Below are 23,033 nucleotides of genomic sequence, written 5' to 3' on the forward strand. Positions count from 1 at the left end.
GATTGGGAACATGCAAGTTGCCGTCGGTGCCATCAGCCACGAAACGAACACGTTCGCGGACGGGCGGACCGGACTCGAAACGTTCTCGACCACGACGGGTGCCGACCTCCTGACGACGGAGCACGTCGGCCGCTCGATTCGCGGCATCGTGGACGAACTCGAACGCGCGGGCGTCGATATCCTCCCGACGGTGGGCGCGAGCGCGCTTCCTGCCCCGACCGTCGAGGCGAGCGCGTTCGAGTGGATGCGGTACGAACTCGTCTCCAGACTCGACGGCGAACCCGTGGACGGCGTCTGTCTCGACCTGCACGGGTCGATGTACGTCGAGGGGGAACCCGACCCCGAGGGCGCGCTGCTCGAAGCGGTCCGCGCGGTGGTCGGCGAGGACGTTCCGATCACGGCGGCGCTCGACATGCACGCCACCATCACCGAGCGAATGGTCTCCAACCTCGACGGTGTCGCGGGATATCGCACCGCGCCGCACACCGACGTCACGGAGACTGGAACGCGGGCCGCGAACCTCCTTCTCGCCGACCTGCGCGGGGACGCCTCGCTCACGCTCGGCTGGGAACGGCTGCCGATGCTCCTCGCCGGGGAGCAGTCCGAATCGGAATTCGAACCGATGCGCTCGCTTGTCGCGGCGCTCCGCGACGCCGACGAGCGGGACGGCATCCACGACGCGAACTTCTTCCTTGGGTTTCCGTGGGCCGACTCCCCGAACGCTGGCTGCCACGCGCTCGTGACCGGCGACGCCGCCGCGCCCGAAACCGTCGCGGAGACGGCGGTCGAACTCGCACGGGCGTTCTGGCTGAAACGCCGCGAGTTCGACTTCTCGACCGACGCCTACGACCCGTCCGTCGCCCTCGAATCGGCAACGCACGACCGACGCCGACCGGTCGTGATCTCCGACACGGGCGATATCCCCGGCGCGGGCGCGTCCGAGGACACGACGAACGTCCTGTCGAAGATGCGCGAGCGCTCGGACCTCGGACCGTCGCTGTTCGCCGTCGTCGCGGACGATGCGAGCTACGAGCAATGCTACACCGCTGGCGAAGGCCGATCAGTCCGACTCGACCTCGGCCGGAACGTTCCCGAAAACACGCCGCTCACGGCGGACGGAACCGTGTCGAAACTGGTCGAATTTGACGGAGGCGGAACCGCCCTCGTTTCGCTCGACGGCGGCGTGGACGTGGTCGTGGCTGACACGCGGACGAACCTGCACCGCGACCCCACGTTCCTCCACCGCTTCGACGCCGCCCCGGACGACTACGACTGCGTCGTCCTGAAAAGCGGTTACTTGAGTCCCGCGTGGAAAGCCGTCGCGGCGCGGGAACTGTTCGCGCTCACGCCCGGCGACACGAACCAGTTGCTCACCGATCTGCCGTACGAAGACATCCCGCGTCCGACGTTCCCGCTGGACGAGGACGTGGAGTGGGAATCGAAAAACGGCGCGAACTGACCCGCTTCGCGGGCCGTTCTCGCTCTGTCGTCCGCTCTTTCTCTCCCTGTTCGTTTTCGCTCGCCTATCCGCTCTTTCGCTCTTCCCCGCTCAGTCCTCGTCGTCCTCGAACTGGTGGAACACGTCGGCGTACGCCGCCGCGTTCGATTTGTGCAGCGCCCAGAAGCTCAGCAGGCCGATGTCCTTGCTCTCGGCCCAATCGAGAACCTGCTGGGCGGTGTCGGTCGTGAACCCTGATTCGGCCACGTTCGGCGTCACGCCGAGCATCTCCCACCGTTCGGCTTCGGACTTGTTCGGGTAGATTCCCGCGAGCCAATCGACGGTTCCCTGCCCCGCCGACGCCACGATGTCCGCCGTCGTCGGGTTGAAGTCCATCGTCATGATGTTCACGTACTCCAGTTCGACGCCCTGCTGGATTGCATCCGAGACCATGTCCCGCGCGGGAGCGTAGTTCCGGTTCTCGATGCCGTTCTGTCCCGCCGGAACGGTGTAGCTGACCGTCACCTCGGGCCGTTCTGACTGGAGCATCGCCAGCGCCTCGTTGCGGAGTTGGTAGACGCTCCCGTCGCGTCCGGATTCGTCCGCGTTCTCGTCGTCGATGTCGAGGTGGGTGACGCCCAACGTGTCGAGGATACCCGCGTAGGCCTCCTTCAGTTCGGTGGCGTCCGTCGCGTCGCGGGCGACCACGCGGCCGTCCCAGCCGCCGATGGAGACCCACACGTCGATACCCTGGTTCTGGAGCGTCGAAATCTCGTCCGAGAAGTCCGACACCGGGCGCTGTCCGCTCGACGTGAGCCAGCCGGGGTTCACGCCGTCGCCGGACGTCCCGTCGCCGAGGAACGACACGACGATGCGGTCGGTGTTCGCGCCGGTCGTGTCCCCGACGACGTCGCCCCACGTCCCCTCGTACGGGGCGAACGCGTCGTCATCCTTTGTGGTGCCGCCCCCCGAATCGCCGACCGAGACGGTACTGCTGGCCGACCCGGTCGCCCCGGCGTCGTCGGTCACGGTCAGCGTGACGGTGTAGCTACCGGCGTTGCCGTAGCTGTGTGTGGTCGTTTGCCCGCTCGCGCTGGTGCCGTCGCCGAATGCCCACGAGTAGGACGCGATGCTTCCGTCGGAATCCGAGGAGCCACTCGCGTCGAAGCTCACCGACTCGCCCGGCGAGACGGACGACGATGAAGTGCTGAACGTTGCCGTCGGAGCCGCGTTGCCGCCACCGCTCCCGTCGCAGGGTCCGACCTTCACCCAGACCGAATCGCTCGGTTCCGGTTCGTTGGCTTGCGTCCACCACTGGGCTTCCCAGAGCGCCCCGTCGTACACGACCCGGTCGCCGTCCGTGTACGAGGTGTCCGAGCGCCAGTCCGGATAGCCGCTGCAGTCCGCCGCCGCCGCGAGGCCGCTCGCGCCGAGTCCCAGTGCTGTCAGTGCCGATACGTCGCGTAGTACGTTGCGTCGTGTGTATTTCATGATCGTGTTGTCGTGTTCGTTCTTCGTTTTACTCTTCGCGCTATACGTTCGCCACGATGGTGTCGAGGAGCGTCTCGTTCCAGTCCTGTGCGAGTTCCCAGAACATCACTCCCCCCATGCCGCGGTCCTTTGCGAATTGGACTTTTTCGGCGATGGACTGCTCGTCGTCGTAGCTGATGATCGTCTCCTCCTCTTCGTTGACGATGTACGGGACCGCGCCGGGGTCGTGATACTGCTTCGTCCAACCCGACTCGCCCTCGTAGTTCTCCTCCAGGTCGCCGAAGTCGAACGCCCCGGTCATGTCGGCACCGCCGCTTTCCGAGTCGTCCCACGTTCCCGCCGGGAGGCCCTGATAACTGCCGTACAGTTCCGTACCGTTGAAGCCGCGGCCGTAGAACGGCAACCCGAGCACCAGTTCTCCGTGGTCGGCCGGTGGCGACGGCGGATACTTCCACTGACCGGGCCAGTAGCCCGTCTCGTCGGGGTCCCCGGCCCACAGCGTGTCCACGGCGTACTCGACGTAGTACTGCGTGTCGTACGTCTCGCCGTACTGGGTGTTGTCGGTCGGGTGGCCGTCGCCGTACAGCGGCGCGTTCTGCCCCACGGAGTCCATCCACGACCCCGTGAAGTCGTAGGCCATGATGCACGTGTAATCACAGACGTCGCCGATCCGATCGTGTCGGAGGCCACCGGCGTTCCAGTCCGAACCGCCGTTCGCGACCGACAGCCAGTATCGCTTCCCGTCTTCCTGTCCTGCGGTATCCAACGCATCCCGGAGCGCCTGCAGGAAGTCGATCTGGTTGACGTAGTCGTCGTTGCTGCCGCACTGGCACTTGCCCTGTTGGCTCCCGGGGTGTTCCCAGTCGATGTCCACGCCGTCCAGATTATACTGCCGGATGATCTCCACACAGCGGTCGGCGAACGTCGTCCGCTTGTCCGCACTCGCCGCTATCTGGCTGAACCCTTCGGAGTTGGCCCACCCGCCGACGGATATCTTCACGCGGGTGTCGGCCGCCGCTCCCGACTTCAGTTCGTTGAATTTCTCCAGGTTCTGCTCGTCTCGGTCCTTCATGATGGTCGGCACCGCGTTCTCGGCGTCCACGCCGAGGAACGCGTACTGCACGTCGGTGACCTTGTCCCACGGCACGTCCTCGGGGTAGTAGTCGTACTCCGGCGTGGCCTTCCAACCGGGATAGTAGCCGATGATCTTGAACTCGTCCGTCGGTTCGGAGCCGACGGAAACGTTCGTCGTCGCCGACGCGCTCGCGCCGCCGTCGTCGGTGACCGTCAGCGCGACCGCGTAGGTCCCCGCCGAGTCGAACGTGTGCGTGACGGTTTCGCCCGACGCGTCGTCGGTGCCGTCGTTCGTGAAGTCCCAGTCGTAGGATGCGATGGTGCCGTCGGAATCGGACGACCCCGACGCGTCGAACGTGACTTCGTCTCCCGGCGCGGGCACCGACGGAGTCACGGTGAACGAGGCGGTCGGGGAGTCGTTTCCACTTCCGCCGTCGCCGCCATCGCCGCCGCTCCCGTCGCACGGGCCGACTTTGACCCAAACCGAATCGCTCGTCTCCGGTTCGTTCGCTTGGGTCCACCACTGGGCTTCCCAGAGCGCATCGTCGTAGACGACCCGGTCACCGTCGGTGTACGCCGTATCCGACTCCCACGCTGAATAGCCGCTACAGTCCGCGGCCGATGCGACGCCGCTGATACCGTACGCGAGGGCAGGGGTGGCCAACACCTTCCGCAGGAGGTCCCGTCGTGAGTGATCCATGATTTTCCCTCCTCACTGCACCTGATTGTAGATGTTCGAGAACTCGTACGGGTCCTGTGCGATTCCGCTACACGTGGCCGACACCGTCCCGTCGGGACAGCCGCCGTTGTCGCGGTCGATGGACCAGAACGCCACGCGTCCGATGCCCTTCTCCACGACGAACGAGGCGACCTGCTGTGCGTCGTCCAAGTGATGGGTACCACCGGCGTCGTTGGCTCCGATCATCGGCGTGATGCCGAGCATTCCCCACGCTTCGTCGGACGACACCCCGGAGAATATCTCCACGATGTCGTCGTGCGTGCCGTTGGCCGAATCCTCGATGGTGCTCGCGCTCGGTTCGACCCAGCCGTAATCCATCGTCATGATGTTGACGATGTCGACGTCCACGCCGTGACTCACCGCGTTGTTCAGGATGTCCTTCCCGTGGCTGGTCAGCCCGGTCGTTTTACAGCGGAGCGTGTAGGACACGCTGAGATCCGGTCGATCCGACTGGAGTCGACTTAGCGCCTGATTGCGCCGGTCGACCGCGTCCGTGTTCACCGACTCGATGTCGAAATCGAGATGCGTGACGCCGTAGGTGTCCATCACCTTCTCGTACTCCGATCGTATCTTCGAAACGTCGGTGGTATCCTGCGCTATCATCGTCCCCATCGCGCCGCCGAACGAGACGATGACCGTGCCGCCCGCGTCCTGATACGACTGAATTTCCGACCCGTATCCCGCTTCGCCGACGAGCTTGTTGACCGAACCGCCCCACGCGGCGTTACCGCTGCCGTCCGAGAGGACGAACGCCGCCGTGACGGTGTCGTTGTTCGCCTGCCCGTAGATGTCCGTCAGCGTGGTTCCGGACTCGACGCTCATGTCGTTGTACGGCGCGAACGCCGTACTCCCGCTCGAACTCGTCGTTCCGACCGATATCGTCCGGGTGGCGGTTCCCGTCTCCCCGTCGTCGTCGGTGACGGTCAGCGTCACGGTGTAATCCCCGTCCGACCCGTACGAGTGGCTTACCGACCCACCCGACCCGGACGCGCCGTCGCCGAACGTCCAGTCGTAGGACGCCACCGACCCGTCCGAATCCGAGGAGTCGCTCGCGTCGAAGCTCACCGACTCGCCCGGAGCGGGGAACAGCGAGGACGCGCTGAACGAGGCGGTCGGCGCAGTGTTGCCGTCCCCGCCTCCACCGTCGCCACCGTCGCCCCCGCTGCCGTCGCACGGACCGACCTTCACCCAGACGGAGTCGCTCGTCTCCGGTTCGTTCGCCTGGGTCCACCACTGTGCCTCCCACAGTGCGCCGTCGTACACCACCCGGTCGCCGTCCGTGTACGCGACGTCCGATTGCCACGCCGAATAGCCGCTACAGTCGGCCGCCGACCCGAGCCCGCTTGCTCCTATCGCCAGTGCCGAAAGTGCCGATGCATCCCTCAGTAGTCGTCTGCGAGTGTATTTCATGGTTTCTCGACTGAACCGCGATGGAGGCGACGACCAGCGGTCCCGCTCATCTGCGACGCCCGTTCGTCTCCAAAGCCGCTGGCTATCGCCCCCGAGTACGCTCTAACCGCTTTGTTTTCTGAACTACGATGGTAAAAAATACATATGATGGTAAATAATTTTCTATAATTAAAATACACTAATTAGTGGATATAACGTGATGGAAAGCTGGATGGAGGGAGGCTGGATGAATTTGGCGCGAAATTGGCCAATCGGCGAAATTCCTCACTCGCCCCCTCGACACGATCCGTTCGTCACGGTTTTGTAATCTTCCGTGCATCGACGAGTATGGAAATTACCGGCTACGACCTGTACGAACTTCCGCCCCGATGGCTGTTCCTGAAGATCGAAACCGACGCGGGTATCGTCGGATGGGGCGAACCCATCGTCGAGGGGCGGGCGAAGACCGTCCGGGCGGCGGTGTCGGAGATGCTCGACGGCTATCTGGTCGGGCGGGACCCTCGACAAATCGAGGACCACTGGCAGGCGCTGTACCGGAGTGGGTTCTATCGAGGCGGTCCCATCCTCATGAGCGCCATCGCCGGAATCGATCAGGCGTTGTGGGACATCAAGGGGAAGTACTACGACCTCCCCGTCTACGAACTGCTCGGCGGGAAGTGCCGGGACAAGATCCGCGTGTACCAGTGGGTCGGCGGCGACCGCCCGTCGGACGTCATCGAGGAGGCCAACCGACTCGCCGATACCGGTTACACCGCGCTGAAGATGGATGCGACGAACCAGACCCGTCACATCGAGACGGCCGCCACGATAGACCGGGTCGTCGACCGTATCCGGGAGGTGCGGGACGCCGTGGACGACACGGTGGACATCGGCGTCGATTTCCGCGGTCGCGTCTCGAAGTCGATGGCGAAGACGCTCACCGCCCGGTTGTCCGACTGCAACCTCATGTTCGTCGAGGAACCCGTCCTCCCGGAGAACGTCGAACACCTCCCCCGAATCGCCGAGGGGTCACACGTTCCCATCGCCACCGGGGAACGACTGTACTCCCGATGGGATTACAAGCCGGTTTTCCGCGGCGGGGCGGTGGACCTCATCCAACCCGTCGTCTCCCACGCCGGGGGTATTTCGGAACTGGTGAAACTCGCGGCGATGGCCGAAGCACACGACGTGGCCGTCGCCCCGAACTGCCCGCTCGGTCCCATCGCGCTCGCGGCGTCGTTGCAGGTCGATACCGTGATTCCGAACCTCGCCGTGCAGGACCACGGGTTCGACGTCCACCCGTCGGCCCGCGGCCCCGCGTACGACTACCTCGAAGACGCCTCCGTCTTCTCGTTCGAGGACGGCTACCTCGACATCCTCGACGGACCCGGTCTCGGTATCGATGTCGACGAGGCCGCCGTCGAGGAACGGTCGGAGGGTCACGTCGAGTGGTACAACCCGACGTGGCGAAACGAGGACGGCAGCATCGCCGATTGGTAATCCGGTCATCGACCAGTACTCGTCGGCACCGATTTCGAATCACGAAATACTTATCAGCATTTAATTCCATACGTGGGTATGGATGATGGTGGCCAGACATCGATGGTTTCGGCACCGAAGAAGACGTTCGCCCTGATAACGACGATGGCGAACCGCGGTGGAACCGTCGGGATTTCCGAACTCGCCGACGCGCTGGAGTTCACCAGAAGCACCACGTACAAACACCTGGCGACGCTGCGGGAGTTGGGATACGTCGAGAAGGACGGCGTCGAATACTCCCTTTCGTACCGCTTCCTCGAAATCGGCTCCCGAATCCAGTACGATTCCGACCTGTATCGCGCCGGACGGCCCGCCATCGACCGACTGGCGACGACCACCGACGAGACGGCCAGTCTCGTCGTCAAACAGGGTTCGTCGACCATCGACCTCTACCAGTCCACGGACACCCCGTCGAAATCCGAACTCACCGACCGCTATCTCCACTGTACCGCCGCGGGAAAGGCCATCCTCGCTCGTCTCTCGCCGACGGAAATCGACGCGATACTCGACGACGTCGGCCTTCCCGAGCGGACGGACAACACCATCACCGACCGGGACCGACTCGAACGCGAACTGGACGGCATCCGCGACCGCGGCATCGCCATCGAGCGGGGCGAACAGCACCCCGAGCGAAACGGCATCGCCGTCGCGCTGGAACACGACGGCGACGTCGCCGCTGTGTACGTGGCGGGGCACGCTGATCGATTGAGTAGCAAGCGACTCGAAGAGAACGTTCCGGGGCTGGTGCTCGGCACGGTCCGACAACTCAAAACGGCGCTCTGAGACGAAACGCCGAGTCTCTACGAGAATCGTCGTCTTCTCAGTAGTTGTAACTACACGCCAACCAAACACTTCTCCTCGAAACAAATGGGACGTTCGAGGCCTCCCTCTCACCCGAATCTGCGCACGTCTTCGTAGAGTTCGCTCCCCCGTCGCACCCTCAACGACTGCCACTCTGATCGCCTCCTCGAAAAAACTCGAACTTTTCGCTCTGACCGTTCCCGGTCGCTAGAGATGGTCGAGCATCGCGTCCAGCAGCACCTCGTTCTTGTCGTTGGCGAACGCCCAGAACATCACCCCGCCGAAGTCGTTGTCCACGGCGTAATCGGTCTTGGCACCGATGGACCGCTCGTTGTCGTAGGTGATGAAAATGTCCTTCGACGGCGAGTAGAGCCACGGGACCTTCGCCGTGTCGTCCCAGTAGTAGTCGTACGCCGAACTCGGTTCGAGGTTCTGATTGATGTCCCAGAACTCCTTGACGCCGTTGTCCTGCCCCCACGTTCCGCTGGCGGCTCCGTCGAACGACTGGTACAGCCCGTCGTTCGTGCTGCTCGTGACGTTGGCGAAGCTCCGGCCGTAGAACGGCATCCCCATCGAGAGCTGTGACGCGTCGAACGCCGTGTTGGCCCAGTAGTTCATCGAGGCGTTGACGTTGAAATCGGCGGCCCGCGGCGACGGGTCGCTCGACTTGGCGTACAGCGGCGCGTCGTGGTTGGTGTAGTCGTCGAACGCGCCGTGGTAGTCGTAGGCCATGATGCTCGCGTAATCGAGCGCCTCCGCGTTCGCCGCGTGGTCGAGCCCCTCCGCCTTGTCGGGGTCGGCGGACATCGCTGCGGTCAGGAGGTACTCCTTACCGTCCTCCGCTTCGGCGTCGTCGAGTTGCGAGCGGACTTCCTGCAGGAGTTTCGTGAACCGCGCCTTGTCACCGTCACGGACGACGTTTCCGGACTTGCCGCCGCCGCCCGGATACTCCCAATCGATGTCGATGCCGTCGAAATCGTTCTCCTGCATGATGTCGATGGCCGTGCTCGCGAACCGCTCGCGGTTCGCCTGCGTGTTGGCCGCATCGGAGAAGTGCGTCGAATCGCTCCACCCGCCGATGGAGAACAGGAACTTCGTGTTCGGGTCGTCCACGAGGCTGTCGAAGCCGGTCCAGTCCTGCCACGACTTCGGTTGGAGAACGTTCATCGCCGCGCTCTCCTGAATGTAGTCCACGGTGCCGTCCTGTTCGACCGTCAGGAACGCGTAGTTGACGTGCGACACCTTGTCCACTGGGATGTCGCCCGGATAGTAGTCCCGGTCCCATTGGGACCACTGCATGTAGTAGCCCGTGACGCGCTGGTCGAGCGACGTTCCGCCGTCGGCGACGGTGACGGTCTTCGTCGCCGAACCGGTCGCCCCGGCGTCGTCGGTCACGGTCAGCGTGACGGTGTAGCTACCGGCGCTGCCGTAGCTGTGCGTGACGCTTTGGCCAGTCGCGCTGCTGCCGTCGCCGAACGTCCAGTCGTAGGATGCCACGGACCCGTCCGAGTCGGACGACCCCGAGGCGTCGAACGTGGCCGTCTCACCCGGTGCGGGCGAAATCGGGTTCGCGGTAAACGAGGCGGTCGGGGCCGTGTTGCCGTCCCCGCCGTCGCCACCGTCACCACCGCCGCCGCTCCCGTCGCACGGGCCGACCTTCACCCAGACGGAGTCGCTCGTCTCGGGTTCGTTGGCTTGCGTCCACCATTGGGCTTCCCACAGCGCGCCGTCGTAGACGACACGGTCGCCGTCCGTGTAGGCGACGTCCGACTGCCAGTCGGAGTAACCGCTGCAGTCGGCCGCTGCCGCCAGCCCACTCGCGCCGAGCGTCAGTGCCGAAAGTGCCGATACCTTGCGTAATACGTTTCGTCGCGTTTGTTTCATGAGTTCGGTTGACGGGGTCGTGACTCACGACCGGCATCGGTGTGCCGAAACTGTGTGCCCGACCCTCGCGGTTTATTTTAGAGTACAACAATTTAAATTCACCTATTGATATAGACTAATACTTATATCTAGAACAAAACATTAAATTTTGCCGTCCTCTCCTGTCCACATACGATAGGTGGGTGTTTCGTCATAGTGACACCCCATCCGAAACCGAAGTCGTCACGAATCGTTTTCGGGGGACGGGCGATTCAGACCGCTCTGGGGTCGCATCGGAGAACGGACGGTGAGGAAACTCTCCGGAAGGCAACCACCGTGAATCGGCCCCTGACAGACGCGGACACTGCCGATTTCGTTCGAATTTCTCAGGACGAAATTCCTTCCCCTCGACCCCAATAGGGTCGCATCCCCGGACGGGTTTCGACGTCCCACTAATCACGCGCTCGGCGACACGCGCGTCACCGAGTGTGACCGTGCGGCCGGAACCACGACACGATTCGTCGGGAATGTTTCGTCATAGTGACAGGCACGCCGAGTCGCTGTCTGACCGGATTTCGTGGGTTTTCATCCCCTCCACTCTCACTGATGATTCGACCGCAAACCACTCAAAACTATTACAGCAGTAGTCCTGTAATGGGCTCGGAAACGGATGATATTCCTCGTTCGTCGACGACCTTCGACCGCCCTGTCGAACCACCTCTCAATCGAATATCTAATTTATTATTAATAAATAAAATATAAAACAAAATAAGAAACAAACAGATTATATTGGTATAGTGCGTGTGGGGAATTCACATATTGTTGAACTTATTCTGCTACTGGTACTCAGGACCGTGCATATTGGCCTATATAGGTCTATTTTGACCGGCTCTGTTTTTTGATTATCGTTCAATTTTCGAACCAATAGTCGATGTAATCTCATGTTATATACCTTTCCATATTTTGCTTTCATACTGACGGCTGTTTCCCAGAGCGGTGCGTTACTGAGTTTAGAATTACATTTCTTCCTCCGTTCACGTGGTTGCTCCCTACGGTACGCCGTTCCGTATCGCCTGATGATTTCTCCCTCCGAACGGTCTGTTCGTACGTGTTGTGATGACTGCATCCCGGCGTGACCGACCCATCCGCTCTCCAGCGACCGATTTCGTGGGGACGTTTCGGATAGGTGAACTCAAGTTCCCGCCCGAACTCGGTTTCGACATGACACCACGGACGTACACCCACGACATCGAGGTTCAGTTTCGTGATCTCGATACCCGCTCGCACGTCAATCACGTCGTTTACGCCAGCTACTTCGAACGCGGGAAAGAACGGCTGTTCGAGGAGGTGCTCGATACCTCGCTCTCGTCAGCACCGACCGTGGTGCGGTCGCTAGACGTCGAGTACGTGGCCCCCATCGAACCGGACGCCACCGTCACCGCGGCGCTCGGTCCGGTCGAAACCGGTAAGACCAGCCTCACCATCGAGTACGAACTCGGGACCGGGGACGCCACCGTCGCTACCGGCCGAACGGTCTCCGTCTACCTCGACGACGACGGCCAGCCAACCCTGCTTCCCGACGCCTGGCGGGACGCGCTCGCGCCGTACCGCGCGGGCGAAGCGAAGCGTTAGTCGGTCCGTTAGTCAGTTCGTTCGTCGTCCGGCGGGCGAAGCGTGAACGCACCGACCCCGGCGGCGATGGCGAGACCGCTGCCGACGAGGAACACCGGCGTCCACCCCGCGACCCCGGCGAGCCATCCGGAGACGACCCCGCCGAAGACGCCGCCCAGTATCTTCGCCGAATAGAGGACGGCGTAGTTCGCCGAGGAATGACGCTCCCCGTAGTAATCGGCGACGAGGCTCGGAAACAGCGTGTACTGTGATCCCTCCAAACCGGCCGCCACGACGAGGGCGAGGAGGAATCCGAGCGACGACCCGACCGCTCCCGTGCCGACGAGCGACAGGAGTCCGATTCCGCAGAGCGAGAACGTCACCGTCATCAATCGCTCCCGACTGACACGGTCCGAAATCCCGCCGACGACGAGTTCGCCGATGGCGTCCGCGACGGGGAGGATGGTCGCCGTCAGCGTCACCAGCAGCGCGGCGAAGCCGAACTGGTCCGCGAACGGAATGAGGTTCGCCGTGAGCATCAGCCCCGCCCCGGAAATCCCGACGAATAGGGCATACATCGTCCAGAACTGCCACGTCCGGACGACTTCGCGCCACGTGTACTGACGACCCGTTCCGATTCCGGTCCACTCGCTCGCCGTTTCCGATCCCTCGTCGCGGGCGTCATCGACGAAATCCCTGTGAACTTCATCCTCACCGCCGTCGTTGTCAGCGTCCTCGTTTTCATCCCCCTCGTCATCGTCCTTACCACCGTCGTCGTCCAGCCAATCCTTCGGGGGATCACGAAGGACGAGCGCACACGCGATGACGCCGATTCCGACGAGCAAGCCGATGGTTCGAAGCCCCGACAGAAACGCGCCGGAAGCCGATTGGAACCGAATGTAGGGGACGAACAACGCGCTCCCCGCGGTGAACGCCATCGAACCCGCACCGGTGGTGATCCCACGTCGATCTGGAAACCACTTGAGGGCGGTGTTGATGGCGACCGTGTACACCATTCCGGTACCGATGGCCCCCAGCGAGTAGAGCAGATACACCTGCCATAGTTCGGTGGCGAACGTCAGTCCGACGTACCCGATCCCGGCGAGCACGCCCGCCAGAACGGCCATCGGTCGTGGTCCGTGATTGTCCCGCCACCACCCTGCGGGGAACTGCGACCCGGCTTGGAAGAACACGTACAGGCTGAACACCGCTCCGAGGGCTGACAGCGGGACCCCGAGGTCCCGCGCTAGCGGTCCCTGCACCGACGACCACATGTACTGGTACGGGCTGACCAATCCCATCATGACGACGCCAGCCACGATCTGCCACCATCGCGAAAAACCCAGTACGTCCCGTGCACGGGCCGAAACGTCGCTTCCCTCCGTTTCAGATATCATCGCTCGGTGTCGAATCCTGATGCGCACTCCAACGACTGTACGCCATCACCACGACGACGAGCGTGATACGCGTTACGGCGGAGATTCAGGGTGACTACCTCGACGACGAGTCCACTGCTCACGGTGCCGATGACTGATGACGTGGCGACTGAGTTTCTGCCATGGACGATCTCCCGAACGTTCCAGGAGGTGTGCTACGATCGAGACGGCTCTAACCGGTCCCTCGAAACCGGTATGGGGTGTCTACCTTTCGTATTCGGAGGCTCTGCTATTAGCCGCTCTGTCTATACCCGCCCCAGCGAGTAGGGACGAACGATGGAGAAACAAAACCGCCCGATGGAACCCGAGGTGCAACATCCGATGTTCGCTGCGGTGGAAACCAACCGACGGCGATCGACTCTCGCGATACTCCTTGACCGAACGGCGGCAACGGACGAGCGTGAACTCGCCCGTCTCCTCGCGGCGACCGAGGGGGGAACACAGGTGGCGGATGTCTCGGAGGAAGACGTGCGGGCCATCCGCCTCGACCTCCACCACAAACAACTCCCGGTGTTACGGAACAGCGGTCTCGTCGGCTGGGACGAGGGGACCGGAACCGTGACCACGACGGACCACCGCGCGCTCACTGACCCGCGATTCAGGCAGCTTCTCGAAACCGAGGAAGCGGGGGTCGACGACGTCCTGTTCGGTTTGTCGGACCGACGACGCCGGTATCTCCTCTCCGTCCTCCGTGACAACTGGCAGAACCGAACCGCGATGTCGCGCTCGGCCCTCGCCCGTCGAATCGCTCGACACGAAACCGATACGGAGGAACCGGATCAGTCGACGCTCGACGAAATCCTGGTGGCCCTGACCCACATCCATCTCCCGATGCTCGCGACGGCCGATATCGTCCGATACAACCCCGAATCCGGTCGGGTTGCGTACACTGGCAATCCCGCGCTCGAAAAGGTCGTGACGATCTTCAACGAACCCGACAACCGTCTCGTGAGCAGGCTCGATGGATTCTTCGGCGGGTTGTTGACCTCCTATCAGGAGGCGGGTGGGGGGACGGGTACCTCGCTCGACTGGCCGAGCTTCTGGAGAGACCCGCATCATGGCTAGACCAGTCGAACTGTGGGCGTTCATCTTCGCCAATTTGCTGATGTTCGTCATGAGCAGTCTCCTGATGGCGCTGAGCTTCATCGCGTACTATCAAAATCCGAAAATGAAATCGTATCTGTTCTCGACCATCGGGTTCGGGTTCATCGTCCTCGGTGGTCTCGTCGACCCGGTGTATCGGCTCGGTATTCGCGGTGAGTACTTCCTAAACGGTACCGAACGTCTGTTGCTCCAATCGAGCGAAGGCGTGCTGTTTTCGATCGGTCTTGGCCTCCTCTTCTACGCCATCATGCGCCACGACGTTCGCTCGTCGCCGACGGACGGCCACGATTCCATGGACACGAACATCTACGGCTTCGACGAACACCGTCACGACGATTGAACGACCCGTCGGCTATTTTCCCTCTCCTTCGGCACCCCGACCGACCATGACCGTGTTTTTGATCAGGTTCTTGTGACCGCGATGCAGGCGCTCCGAGAGCGCCTGCGGGGAGATGTCGAGGTCCCCCGCGAGATCGTCCATCGTGACTTCCTGTGGAATCTCGAAATAGCCGCGCTCGAACGCGGCTTCGAGCGTCTCCTGTTGTTGCTCCGTGAGGCCGAACCGGCCGCCTTTCCCCTCGTCCAACCGATAAATCCGCTTGACGTCGAACGTCAGGTCGTTGTTCGTACAGTAATCGTACGTTCTCGACAGCGAACCGTACTCCGGAAACAGCGCCCGAACGTGCCACGTTCCGTCCCGGCCGAACGCCGCCAAAATGGTTCCCTCCTCTTCGACCAGAATTTGCACGAGCGTCTGGATGGAATCTATCCAGTCCATCTGGTACAGCCATTCGTCGTCGAGTTCGGCGACCAACCGAACGTTCGCGGTGCTCGGGTCGCCCTCCAGCGCCCGCTGTACTCGCTCGCCGTCGGCATCTTCTCCACTCACCCAGATGAACGGCATGACTCGCTCGGGGTCGTGAGCGACGATTCGCTCGATTTCGAACGCCAACCCCTCTACCGCCGTCCCCGTCTCCCACAGCGCGAATTCGTTCGCCGGAATTTCCGCCTCTACGACGACACCCATGACCGATACTAACGTTCGCTACCGCAATAACGGGCACGCCCACGGGGGAGGTGTTTACGAGCGGATGCGGAACCGGTTCACAACTTTACGAGCGAATTCGGAACCGGTACACTACTCTTCGGTTACCGATTCGATACCTTCCGATATCGCCGCGCTCCGTGTGTTCTTCTCCGTCTCGATTCGCCATCGCTCGATGTCCTCGTACTCCGCCAGCAGGTCGCTGACGCTCCGTTTCAGCGAATCGTCGTTGACGTTTACCTCGAATCGATACTGCGGCCGTCCGGACCCGATTCGGTCGATGTTCGCGCTGACGAGCGCGTTGTCGAAGTAACACGGCGATACTTTCGTCATCACGTGTTTGTACACTGTGTTCTCGACCGCACGGAGGCCTTTCCGTGCCGCCGTGTCGGCCGCACGGGTCGCGTGTTCCACCGCTTCTTGCCCCTCTTCGGCCGCGTCCTCTAAATCGCCGTCTTCGAGCTCTTGAATCGTCCCCTCAATACTATCCCCCGCGGTACTGATGTCCTCCAGCGGAGTTTTCCCGGATTTTTCGCCGTCCCCCTCGCTCGTGCTGGCCTGTTCCGCGGTCTTCTCGTTGACCTCCTCCCCGAATCGTTCCTCCGCCTTGGGCCGCCACTCGTCCCAGTCCTCGAACTCTGCCCCGGAAATCCCTTCCGCTTCCAGCGCGGCAGTGATGCGCTCGCCGTGCTCGACCATGGCGACCCATCCACCTTCCTGCTTGAACCCCGAAACGCTTTCTTCCATGGATAGGTCATACGGGCTCAGCGTGGCTATCCTTCGTCCCGGCATATCCCTGCCGTTTATACGCGAACCGGAACTCGCGCCCGAAGCGTTACCACTCGGCAAAACTCCCGTCGTCGTGATGCCAGATTGGATTGTGCCACATCACGTCGTGTTCGGCACGCTCCCGAACTCGCTCTTCGTCGATGGACACGCCGAGTCCCGGCGCGTCCGGTGCCGTCACGTACCCGTCCGCGAAGCCGAACACCGATGGGTCTTCGAGGAGGGCCAAGCCGGTACTCCGTTCCACGTCGTGAAGGTTCAAACTGTGCTCCTGTACCACGATGTTCCCCGAGCAGAACCCCACTTGGAGGCTGGCGGCGAGCGCGATGGGGCCGAGGGGACAGTGGGGAACGAGCGCGACACCGTGCGTCTCGGCTATCGTGGCTACCTTTCGCATCTCCGAGATACCCCCGACGTGCGTGATGTCGGGGTTGAAGACGCCGACGACGCCGTCGATGAGCGCCTCCTCGAACTCCCACCGCGAGTACAGTCGCTCGCCGGTCGAAACCGGCACCGTGGTGTGCATGGCGACTTCCCGAAGCCGTCCGTTCTGCTCCGGCGGAACCGGCTGTTCGAAATACATCGGGCTGTACTTCTCCAGCGCGCTCACGATCCGTTTCGCCATTGGAAACGAAACGCGGCCGTGGAAGTCGATCCCGATGTCCACGTCGTCGCCGACGGCGGTTCGAACCGCCCGCAATCGGGATTCGACGGCGTCCACTTCCGCTGGCGACGCCAAGGGTCGAAACTCCGTCGTCCCGTTCAGCTTCAGCGCGGAATAGCCCGCGGCGACCATCTCGCGCGCCGAGACGGCGATTTCCTCGGGTGATTCGCCGCCAATCCACTGGTGAACCCGCAGTCTGTCCCGAACCGGCCCCCCGAGGAGCGCGTGAACGGGCGCTCCGTAGTGTTTTCCCTTGATGTCCCACAGCGCCATGTCGATACCGGCGATGGCGCTCATCAGGATCGGACCGCCGCGGAAGAACCCGCCGCGATACATCGTCTCCCAGTGTTTCTCGATGGGGAGCGGGTCCTCGCCGACGAGATACGTCTCCAGCAGTTCCTCGACCGCGCCGCGAACCGCCTTGATCCGTCCCTGCACTATCGGCTCTCCCCACCCGACGGTTCCGTCGGCGGTTTCCAACCGCAGGAGGAGCCACCGGGGCGGCACTTCGAACAGTTCGTAGTCGACGATGCGCATACGCGACCCTCTCGGTGGAACCACTTGATCCTTCCGTGCACCAGCGGGACGGGGGAATCAAATGGACGTTCGAAGCGACGGCGACGGTCGCTATTCGCTCGTGCCGTAGCTCTCCAGTTTGCCCTGTATCCGCCTGATCTCCTCGTCGGGGAGGATATCGGGCGTCCCGACGGTGGACGCGAGGTGATGGATCCGGGCGCAGTACTCGACCATCTCGGCCACGTCGAACGCGCTCGCGAGCGAGTCGTCGGCCGTCAACACCCCGTGGTTTTTCAACAGCGTCGCGTTGAACTCGTCACCGAGTGATTCCGTTGCCGCTTCACCGAGTTCGGGGGTGGCGTGGGTCCGATACTCCGCGACCGGGACGTGCGTTCCCGCGAACGCCACGAGGTAGTGTGACGCCGGAATCGGTTCGCCGAGCGCCGCGAAGGACGTCGCGTACGGCGAGTGGGTGTGAACGACGCCGCCGACGTCGTCGCGCCGCTCGTACACCGCCAAGTGCATCGGCAGTTCCGTCGATGGCTCCCGGTCGCCCGTGAGGACGTTCCCGTCGAGGTCCACGACCGGAACGTCCCACACGTCGATTTCGCTGTAGGGGACGCCGGACGGGCTGATGGCGATGTGTTCGTCGTCGATTCGCATACTCAGGTTTCCGCCGGTTCCCTCGGTCAGTCCGCGTTCGATGAGTTCGATGCCGTACTCGCGTATCGCGTCCCGTTCGTCGTGATATGGGTCTTCCGTTTCGTCCATGTTGTCTCCTATTCGCTCCACCGTTGTGATTACTCCGATGTGACGCCGACGTCAGCCATCCGATCGGAGAGTTCGGATTCGGCTTCCTCGGTGAGTGTTCGGTGATGAATCGCGTTCCCGGTCTCCGTGTCGAAGAGATACATCGTCTCGGCGGGGATGTCGGCGTACAACTCCTCGCCTTCGTCCACCGGACGCTGGCCGTCTATCTCCACGACGAACGTGCCGTCGTGTGACTGTTCGACCGGTTTGAGGTACAGATATCGGATACTTCCCATCGGCTCCACGACATCGACCTGACACCGGAACCCGTTCTCGCTTTCCTCCCCGGTTCTGATCTCCACGTCCTCCGGTCGAACGCCGATGGTCACGCGCTCGTGCCCCTCGGTGGACGCCGTGATGTCCTCGGAAAGTTCGTAGTCGAACCCGTCCGCGAGGAGCGTTCGCCCCTCGCGTTCGGCTTCGAAGAAGTTCATCGACGGCGACCCGATGAAACTCGCGACGAAGAGGTTTTCCGGCCGGTAGAAGCATTCGAGCGGGGTGCCGATCTGCTGTAATTCGCCTTCGTTGAGGACGACGAGGCGGTCGCCCATCGTCATCGCTTCCGTCTGGTCGTGGGTGACGTACAGCGTCGTCACGTCCAGTTCCGACTGGAGGCGATTGATTTCGGTCCGCATGACGGTTCGCAGTTTCGCGTCCAAATTGGACAGCGGTTCGTCCATCAGGAACGCGTTGGGGTCACGGACGATGGCGCGGCCGAGCGCGACGCGCTGTCGTTGGCCACCGGACATCTGTGACGGGTTGTTGTCCAGTAAATTCTCGATGTCCATCGTCCGTGCGACGCGCTCGACGCGCTCCTCGATTTCCTCGCCCGAGAGGTCGGTGGACATCTTGAGGCCGAAGCTCATGTTCTCGCGGACGCTCATGTTCGGGTAGAGCGCGTAGTTCTGGAACACCATCGCGATGTCCCGGTCGCGTGGCGACATCCCGTTCACGAGTTCGTCCTGAATCCAGATGTCACCTTCCGTCTGCTGTTCGAGTCCCGATACCATCCGGAGCAGGGTCGATTTCCCGCTCCCTGACGGTCCGACGAGGACGACGAACTCGCCATCCCCGATGTCGATGTCGACATCATCGACGGCAGTGATCTCACCCTGCCGACTGTCGAACCGTTTGACGACGCTGTCGATACTGATTCCTGCCATTGGTCTAGTATGCTCGTTCTTCCCAAATAAATGTTGACTTTATTCGGTTCATTTCAAATCTCATATGTTTATTCCTTCAACACGGCGCCGAAGCTCAGTCCCGACGCGAGGTAGCGATTCGCGGCGACGAGAAGCACCAACACTGGGATGATCATCGTCATCGACGCGGCCGCCAGCATCGACCACTCGATGTTTCGGGAGCCGATGAAGCCGTACACCGCCAGCGAAAGCGTCTGTGCGTGGTTGTTCGTGAGGATGAGCGAGAACAGCAGCTCGATCCACGCGAAGATGAAGCTGATGATGGCGACGGAGATGATGCCCGGGAGTGCCGAGGGCAACACGACCTTCCGGAACGCTTGCGAGCGCGTCGCGCCGTCCACGAGCGCCGCCTCTTCGAGCGACTGCGGAATGCCGTCGAAGAAGGCCTTCATCACCCAGACCACCAGCGCGATGTTGATGGTCACGTACATGAACACCAGTCCGACCAGCGTGTCGTAGAGGTGGAACGTCCGGAAGATGACGAAGAACGGGATCACCACGGCGATGGGTGGCAACATCCGGGACGACAGTATCCAGATGAGCACGTCCGGCTTCTTCGGCACGTCGTAGCGCGAGAGGACGTACGCGCCCGGAACGCCGACCACCAGGACGATGATCACCGAGGCGGTCACGCTGATGAGGCTGTTGGTGAGCGCGTGGACGAACGACGGGTCGTTCGCCAACTGCATGTAGTTGTACACCGTCGGCAGGAACACCCACTTCGGCGGGAGGTCCAGCGCGTGTCCCGGCGGTTTGAGGGACATGAACCCGATCCAGCAGAGTGGGGCGAGACAGACGAACGCCCACACGAGCAGGACGACGTGTCGCCCCACGTTCTTCGTCCTATCCGAGACTGCCATCACTCCAACACCCCCTCGAAGCCGACGACGCGAATCAGCACGTTACAGATGATGAGGACGACGACGAGGTACACGATGGCGAGCGCGCTCGCTGCACCGATGTCGATGTACGTGAACCCTGTCTGGAAGATCTGGATGCTGATGAGCTTCGTCGCGTTGCCGGGGCCACCGCGGGTCAGTCCGTACACCGTCCCGAACGTGCGGAACAGGTCGATGAGGCGGATGAGGAACGCCACGAAGATGACCGGTTTCATGTACGGGATGATGACGTGGACGTACGTCCGCCACGTCGGCGCGCCGTCGATGCGCGCCGCCTCTTTCAGTTCGTCCGGAACCGACGACATCCCGGCGTAGAGGATGATGAACATGAACGGCGTCCAGTTCCACGCGTCCATGAGGATGACCGTCAGCAGCGGCAGGTTCGTGAGGAAGTTCGGTGCCGCGAACGGCGTGTACGTGTTGATGGCGTACGCGATGATGCCGAGTTGCGGGTCGAGCATGATCCGTCCGATCATCGCCAAACTGACCGGCGCGACGGCCATCGGCAGGATGAAGACGATCCTGTAGAACGTCTCGGCCCACCTGTTCTCCACGTTCGTCAGCAACGCGGCGAGGAAGAACCCGATGACGAGTTCGAGGATCAACGCACACGTCACGAAGATGGCCGTCACCGTGATCGATTTCCAGACGACGGGGTCGGTGAATATCACTCGGAAGTTGTGGAGTCCGGTGAACGTCCCGAGTTGCTCGGGGTGGACGTAGTTGTAATTGACGAGGCTGAGGTACAGGTCGTATATTCCGGGGAATATCGTGATGAGGAGGACGACGAGCACCATCGGTGTGGCGAGCCACACCGGCAGGTACTCGTTCCACGCGCTGCGGAATCGCCCCTCGGACTGCGTTCCTTGGTTCGTTCCTGATTGGGTGTCTAAACTCATGGTTTCTCGGTCGAATTCGTCGTTCTGTGGTGGTTCGGTGATCGGAAGTCAATCGATGGTTGTCGGTGGTTCGGTTCTCGACTCATGTCAGTTCCCTCCGACGGTCAACTCGGCCTGCTGTGCCGCCTTCTTCATCGCCGAATCGACGGATTTCCCGCCGGTTATCGCCTTCTGGAGTTGGATGGAGTACTTCTGGGCCCAGACGGGGTACATCGCGTCGTACGGCTCCGTCTCGGCGCTCTTCAGCGATTCGAGGGATACCTTGCTGAACTCCTCGCCGTACTTCTTCTCGTACGCCTTCTGCGACCAGATGGATTTTCGCGTCGGGAACGAGGCGCTCCGCTGAATCGCCATCCATCGCTGGGTCGGCTTCGACGTGGCCCAGAGCATGAACAGGAACGCCGCCTCGGAGTGTTTCGCGGCCTTCGACGTGGACAGTTGCCACGTGAACGCGCCCGGCGCGAACTTGCTTTCCTTCGTCTTCGGCGTCACCATCTTCGCGACGCCGATGTCGCCGCCGTCCGGGGAGGCGTCCGCCAGGGTCCCCCAGAACAGGTTCGCGTCGTTCATCACGTGCGCGGCGGTGCCCTGTTGCATCGCCGCGACGACTTCGGACCACGTCATGGTGCCGATGGACGGCGGGCCGTAGTTCTGGAGCGCTTCCACGTAGTACTTGCCCGCCTTCTTCGCCATGTCCGTGTCGAGGCCGGACGTTTCCGGATACGATTTCCATAGCTTGCCGCCGTACTCGCGGAGCCACGCGTCCATCGTGTAGACGTTCATCCCGTACCCCTTCTGACCGCGGTTGACGAGCCCCGAAACGCCGTCTTCGTTCTCCTGAATGACTTTCGCGTTGTGCAGGAACTGGTCCGTCGTCTTCGGAATCGACAGGTCGTGCTTCTCGTAGAGGTCCTTCCGGTAGAACATCGTGTGGACCTCGACGGTTATCGGCATCCCCGTCCACTTCTTCGTCCGCCCGGCCCCGTGGACCGCCTCCTGACACACGCCGAGAAGGTCGTCCCGGTTGTACCAGTCCGGGTCGTAGAGGTCGTCGTCCTGGAAGTACGGGTCGAGGTACTGGAGCCATCCGGCCTGCCGGAACTGGTTGACGACTTGGTCCATGAAGAACACGTCGAACTTCCCGGCCCCGGTGCTCACGTCGGTCAGCCGCTTCGTTCGGAACTGCTGTTCCGGGAGGATGTTCCACACCACGTCGATCCCTGTGAGTTTCTCGAACATGGGAACGAGCGGTCGAATGCTGTCGATCCACGCGTGCTGGACGGCACCGACGTTGACCTTCTTCCCGGAGTGTTTCTTCCACTTGATGTTCGCGTCGGTGTACGCCGAGAGGTCGATGGTTCCGTCTCCCTTCGACGGGTCCACGGTCTTCGTTCCGTCGTTCCCCGAGCTCGCACTGCCGCCGCGCGTACAGCCGCTCAATGTGAGCGCTACACCCGTACCCGCGTATGCGAGGAAGTCGCGGCGCGTTCTATTCGTCGTCATCGTTCACCCGATCCGTTGCGCTGATTCGGTTGCTGGTGTTCATGGTTCTGTGTCCGCCTGTCATCCACACCGCCATCCCCGTGAGGGGACTTCGTGTCACACCGTCCGGTTCGATGCGGTTCAGCTATCCACGCGAGTAATTTGATTACAGATAATTAAGTATTGTCCTTATCGATGATCACATTGATAGTTCATATCTTGTATGCTACCACAACGACTATGTT

At 62.2% G+C, this 23,033-nt stretch carries 19 protein-coding genes; 6 read left to right on the top strand and 13 right to left on the bottom strand.

From position 1 onward, the window contains the following. Positions 1-10: 10 nt before the first annotated feature. The gene (locus tag NKF26_RS14960) at positions 11-1,459 is read left to right on the top strand and encodes a M81 family metallopeptidase (RefSeq protein ID WP_253225882.1); all 1,449 of its coding nucleotides are present in this window, start codon (positions 11-13) and stop codon (positions 1,457-1,459) included. Between the two features lie 90 nt (positions 1,460-1,549). Here NKF26_RS14960 and NKF26_RS14965 read toward each other — a convergent pair whose 3' ends face one another. Genes NKF26_RS14965 through NKF26_RS14975 form a run of 3 tightly spaced genes read right to left on the bottom strand, consistent with a single transcriptional unit; the run spans position 1,550 to position 6,152 of the window. After that, positions 1,550-2,929 carry a PKD domain-containing protein gene (locus NKF26_RS14965; protein ID WP_253225883.1) on the bottom strand — a complete coding sequence of 460 codons (1,380 nt, stop codon included), beginning with the start codon at positions 2,927-2,929 and terminating at the stop codon, positions 1,550-1,552. Between the two features lie 40 nt (positions 2,930-2,969). Continuing rightward, positions 2,970-4,703 (bottom strand): glycosyl hydrolase family 18 protein, encoded by a 1,734-nt coding sequence (locus NKF26_RS14970; RefSeq protein ID WP_253225884.1) that lies wholly within the window; start codon positions 4,701-4,703, stop codon positions 2,970-2,972. A 12-nt stretch (positions 4,704-4,715) separates the two neighbouring features. Beyond that, complete coding sequence (locus NKF26_RS14975; protein ID WP_253225885.1) at positions 4,716-6,152, bottom strand: PKD domain-containing protein; 1,437 nt, start codon at positions 6,150-6,152, stop codon at positions 4,716-4,718. 327 nt (positions 6,153-6,479) lie between these two features. Here NKF26_RS14975 and dgoD (NKF26_RS14980) point away from each other — a divergent pair, with 327 nt between their 5' ends. Both dgoD (NKF26_RS14980) and NKF26_RS14985 read left to right on the top strand, forming a co-directional pair. Beyond that, complete coding sequence (gene dgoD, locus NKF26_RS14980) at positions 6,480-7,631, top strand: galactonate dehydratase (protein WP_253225886.1); 1,152 nt, start codon at positions 6,480-6,482, stop codon at positions 7,629-7,631. A gap of 78 nt (positions 7,632-7,709) precedes the next feature. After that, positions 7,710-8,453 carry an IclR family transcriptional regulator gene (locus tag NKF26_RS14985; protein ID WP_253225887.1) on the top strand — a complete coding sequence of 248 codons (744 nt, stop codon included), beginning with the start codon at positions 7,710-7,712 and terminating at the stop codon, positions 8,451-8,453. A gap of 225 nt (positions 8,454-8,678) precedes the next feature. Here NKF26_RS14985 and NKF26_RS14990 read toward each other — a convergent pair whose 3' ends face one another. Beyond that, a complete protein-coding gene (locus tag NKF26_RS14990) occupies positions 8,679-10,355 on the bottom strand; it encodes a glycosyl hydrolase family 18 protein (RefSeq protein ID WP_253234526.1) in 1,677 nt (558 codons plus the stop codon). A 1,095-nt stretch (positions 10,356-11,450) separates the two neighbouring features. On the opposite strand from NKF26_RS14990, the gene NKF26_RS14995 reads away from it, so the two are divergent. Continuing rightward, entirely contained in the window at positions 11,451-11,966 is a 516-nt protein-coding gene (locus tag NKF26_RS14995) for a thioesterase family protein (protein WP_253225889.1), read from the top strand. Between the two features lie 8 nt (positions 11,967-11,974). Here NKF26_RS14995 and NKF26_RS15000 read toward each other — a convergent pair whose 3' ends face one another. Next, a complete protein-coding gene (locus NKF26_RS15000) occupies positions 11,975-13,342 on the bottom strand; it encodes an OFA family MFS transporter (RefSeq protein WP_253234527.1) in 1,368 nt (455 codons plus the stop codon). 315 nt (positions 13,343-13,657) lie between these two features. Here NKF26_RS15000 and NKF26_RS15005 point away from each other — a divergent pair, with 315 nt between their 5' ends. Together NKF26_RS15005 and NKF26_RS15010 are read left to right on the top strand one after the other, a co-directional pair. Next, complete coding sequence (locus NKF26_RS15005) at positions 13,658-14,446, top strand: hypothetical protein (RefSeq protein ID WP_253234528.1); 789 nt, start codon at positions 13,658-13,660, stop codon at positions 14,444-14,446. Further along, positions 14,439-14,825: a hypothetical protein gene (locus NKF26_RS15010; protein ID WP_253225892.1), complete on the top strand. Its 387-nt coding sequence runs from the start codon at positions 14,439-14,441 to the stop codon at positions 14,823-14,825. The genes NKF26_RS15005 and NKF26_RS15010 overlap by 8 nt, the downstream gene beginning before the upstream one ends. A 12-nt stretch (positions 14,826-14,837) precedes the next feature. Here the strand turns inward: NKF26_RS15010 and NKF26_RS15015 are convergent, their stop codons facing one another. The 8 genes from NKF26_RS15015 to NKF26_RS15050 form a co-directional block, all read right to left on the bottom strand. Further along, complete coding sequence (locus NKF26_RS15015) at positions 14,838-15,512, bottom strand: helix-turn-helix domain-containing protein (protein ID WP_253225893.1); 675 nt, start codon at positions 15,510-15,512, stop codon at positions 14,838-14,840. A 111-nt stretch (positions 15,513-15,623) separates the two neighbouring features. Next, on the bottom strand, positions 15,624-16,277 hold the full coding sequence (locus tag NKF26_RS15020; protein WP_253234529.1) for a DUF5828 family protein: 654 nt from the start codon (positions 16,275-16,277) through the stop codon (positions 15,624-15,626). Positions 16,278-16,365: 88 nt separating this feature from the next. Continuing rightward, the gene (dgoD, locus tag NKF26_RS15025) at positions 16,366-17,517 is read right to left on the bottom strand and encodes a galactonate dehydratase (RefSeq protein ID WP_253225895.1); all 1,152 of its coding nucleotides are present in this window, start codon (positions 17,515-17,517) and stop codon (positions 16,366-16,368) included. Positions 17,518-17,607: 90 nt separating this feature from the next. Beyond that, positions 17,608-18,267: a class II aldolase/adducin family protein gene (locus NKF26_RS15030; RefSeq protein WP_066147244.1), complete on the bottom strand. Its 660-nt coding sequence runs from the start codon at positions 18,265-18,267 to the stop codon at positions 17,608-17,610. Between the two features lie 29 nt (positions 18,268-18,296). Continuing rightward, positions 18,297-19,469 carry an ABC transporter ATP-binding protein gene (locus tag NKF26_RS15035; RefSeq protein ID WP_253225896.1) on the bottom strand — a complete coding sequence of 391 codons (1,173 nt, stop codon included), beginning with the start codon at positions 19,467-19,469 and terminating at the stop codon, positions 18,297-18,299. Positions 19,470-19,537: 68 nt separating this feature from the next. Beyond that, positions 19,538-20,368 carry a carbohydrate ABC transporter permease gene (locus NKF26_RS15040; protein WP_253225897.1) on the bottom strand — a complete coding sequence of 277 codons (831 nt, stop codon included), beginning with the start codon at positions 20,366-20,368 and terminating at the stop codon, positions 19,538-19,540. Further along, positions 20,368-21,306 (bottom strand): carbohydrate ABC transporter permease, encoded by a 939-nt coding sequence (locus NKF26_RS15045; RefSeq protein ID WP_253225898.1) that lies wholly within the window; start codon positions 21,304-21,306, stop codon positions 20,368-20,370. Before NKF26_RS15045 ends, NKF26_RS15040 begins: the two co-directional genes overlap by 1 nt. A gap of 87 nt (positions 21,307-21,393) precedes the next feature. Beyond that, positions 21,394-22,809 (bottom strand): sugar ABC transporter substrate-binding protein, encoded by a 1,416-nt coding sequence (locus NKF26_RS15050; protein WP_253225899.1) that lies wholly within the window; start codon positions 22,807-22,809, stop codon positions 21,394-21,396. Between the last annotated feature and the right edge of the window lie 224 nt (positions 22,810-23,033).

Source organism: Haladaptatus sp. AB618, from assembly GCF_024136965.1.
Taxonomy (GTDB): Archaea; Halobacteriota; Halobacteria; order Halobacteriales; family Haladaptataceae; genus Haladaptatus.

What these genes read in the sequence shown, in the direction of transcription:
- NKF26_RS14960 (WP_253225882.1), top strand. Translation starts at nt 11, where the DNA reads ATGCAAGTTGCCGTCGGTGCCATCAGCCACGAAACGAACACGTTCGCG.
- NKF26_RS14965 (WP_253225883.1), bottom strand. Translation starts at nt 2,929, where the DNA reads ATGAAATACACACGACGCAACGTACTACGCGACGTATCGGCACTGACA.
- NKF26_RS14970 (WP_253225884.1), bottom strand. Translation starts at nt 4,703, where the DNA reads ATGGATCACTCACGACGGGACCTCCTGCGGAAGGTGTTGGCCACCCCT.
- NKF26_RS14975 (WP_253225885.1), bottom strand. Translation starts at nt 6,152, where the DNA reads ATGAAATACACTCGCAGACGACTACTGAGGGATGCATCGGCACTTTCG.
- dgoD (WP_253225886.1), top strand. Translation starts at nt 6,480, where the DNA reads ATGGAAATTACCGGCTACGACCTGTACGAACTTCCGCCCCGATGGCTG.
- NKF26_RS14985 (WP_253225887.1), top strand. Translation starts at nt 7,710, where the DNA reads ATGGATGATGGTGGCCAGACATCGATGGTTTCGGCACCGAAGAAGACG.
- NKF26_RS14990 (WP_253234526.1), bottom strand. Translation starts at nt 10,355, where the DNA reads ATGAAACAAACGCGACGAAACGTATTACGCAAGGTATCGGCACTTTCG.
- NKF26_RS14995 (WP_253225889.1), top strand. Translation starts at nt 11,451, where the DNA reads ATGACTGCATCCCGGCGTGACCGACCCATCCGCTCTCCAGCGACCGAT.
- NKF26_RS15000 (WP_253234527.1), bottom strand. Translation starts at nt 13,342, where the DNA reads ATGATATCTGAAACGGAGGGAAGCGACGTTTCGGCCCGTGCACGGGAC.
- NKF26_RS15005 (WP_253234528.1), top strand. Translation starts at nt 13,658, where the DNA reads ATGGAGAAACAAAACCGCCCGATGGAACCCGAGGTGCAACATCCGATG.
- NKF26_RS15010 (WP_253225892.1), top strand. Translation starts at nt 14,439, where the DNA reads ATGGCTAGACCAGTCGAACTGTGGGCGTTCATCTTCGCCAATTTGCTG.
- NKF26_RS15015 (WP_253225893.1), bottom strand. Translation starts at nt 15,512, where the DNA reads ATGGGTGTCGTCGTAGAGGCGGAAATTCCGGCGAACGAATTCGCGCTG.
- NKF26_RS15020 (WP_253234529.1), bottom strand. Translation starts at nt 16,277, where the DNA reads ATGGAAGAAAGCGTTTCGGGGTTCAAGCAGGAAGGTGGATGGGTCGCC.
- dgoD (WP_253225895.1), bottom strand. Translation starts at nt 17,517, where the DNA reads ATGCGCATCGTCGACTACGAACTGTTCGAAGTGCCGCCCCGGTGGCTC.
- NKF26_RS15030 (WP_066147244.1), bottom strand. Translation starts at nt 18,267, where the DNA reads ATGGACGAAACGGAAGACCCATATCACGACGAACGGGACGCGATACGC.
- NKF26_RS15035 (WP_253225896.1), bottom strand. Translation starts at nt 19,469, where the DNA reads ATGGCAGGAATCAGTATCGACAGCGTCGTCAAACGGTTCGACAGTCGG.
- NKF26_RS15040 (WP_253225897.1), bottom strand. Translation starts at nt 20,368, where the DNA reads ATGGCAGTCTCGGATAGGACGAAGAACGTGGGGCGACACGTCGTCCTG.
- NKF26_RS15045 (WP_253225898.1), bottom strand. Translation starts at nt 21,306, where the DNA reads ATGAGTTTAGACACCCAATCAGGAACGAACCAAGGAACGCAGTCCGAG.
- NKF26_RS15050 (WP_253225899.1), bottom strand. Translation starts at nt 22,809, where the DNA reads ATGACGACGAATAGAACGCGCCGCGACTTCCTCGCATACGCGGGTACG.